The following is a 1205-nucleotide window of genomic DNA, read 5'->3' as shown; positions in this document are numbered from 1 at the left end:
GGAGGGATTGACGCACAAGTGGGAGGGATTGACGCACGAAGGGGGAGGGATTGACGCACAAGTGGGAGTAGTGTTAAATTATCTCCTACTTTGTGAGCTGAGGGTTAAAGTTATGACTACGATTGTTACTTCTTCAAATAATAAAAATCCGTTGGCTGTTATGCACAATGACTTAGTACGTGCGTCATACGATATGACAGTAAACGAATTACGTTTATTGCTTATTGTTTTATCGCAAATGCCGAAATCAGAAGATGAAGAGTTTGACCCTAATCAGCCCTGCTATGTGACAAAAGAAGACTTTGTTCGTCTTGGCGTTGAGCCGAAAAACGTAGTTCGTGAGATTAGAACAGCTTGTAAGTTAATGCGTAAAAAAGAGTTTAGGATTGATACTCCGGTTGGAGAGCTAATTTACCCTATCTTTGATAGTGTTCTGAATGTTAAAGACGAAGTGTATAAAAAGCTAAAAGACAAATATCCCAATTCCAAATACGATGAAGAGTTTATAAGAGAATTAAGGCTATATAACTTGTTAGATGTCTTAGATGTTGTGGCTAATAGTGATGCTAATATCGTTGTACGCATGGTCATACATCGGGAAGTTGTACCTTACCTCGTTAAGCTACGTAAAAACTTTACAAAGCTATATCTTGATGAATTTTTTACTTTTAGTAGTTCTTATAGCTTCAGAATATATTTTATGATGATGCAATTTAGAGATGAGAAAAAGGCCAAATGGTGGTGTAAGATCAGTCTTAAAGATTTGCGCAATGCTTTAATGCTGGAGGATAAATACAAGGCGAACAAAGACCTTAAAAAATGGGTTATAGAGGCAGCAATAGATGAAATTAATAATAAGTCACCAATTGAAGCATCTTACGAACTAGAAATGACAGGAAAAAAATACACTCATCTCATCTTAAAATATCAGCTAAAAGATAAAAAGAAGAGCAAATCAATTGATGTTTTTGAGAGTGATGAAATAACATCTATCAAACGTTTGACTGACAAACAACTGGCTAGAGCAGTCCACAGCAAGAAATTTATGGCAGATTATAATGGTTTAGTAACAGCTCAGAGCTCTGTCAATCAATCAAGTAGCGCTTGGATCAGCCATATGGTTGAATGGGTTAAAAAAGACCCTGAAAACTTTACCAAACGTCCTATGCAAGAGTATTTGGACGATGAACAAGCGCCTAGATTCT

1 protein-coding gene is annotated in these 1205 nt (G+C 36.5%); it reads left to right on the top strand.

Annotated features, from left to right (window positions below; genetic code table 11):
* Window positions 1–112 precede the first annotated feature (112 nt).
* On the top strand, window positions 113–1205 hold a 1093-nt coding region (locus G561_RS15435), incomplete at its 3' end, for a replication initiation protein (RefSeq protein ID WP_227674098.1).

It is taken from the genome of Psychrobacter phenylpyruvicus DSM 7000 = NBRC 102152, assembly GCF_000685805.1.
Classification (GTDB): domain Bacteria; phylum Pseudomonadota; class Gammaproteobacteria; order Pseudomonadales; family Moraxellaceae; genus Psychrobacter; species Psychrobacter phenylpyruvicus.
This window is presented reverse-complemented; position numbering and strand designations above follow the sequence as displayed.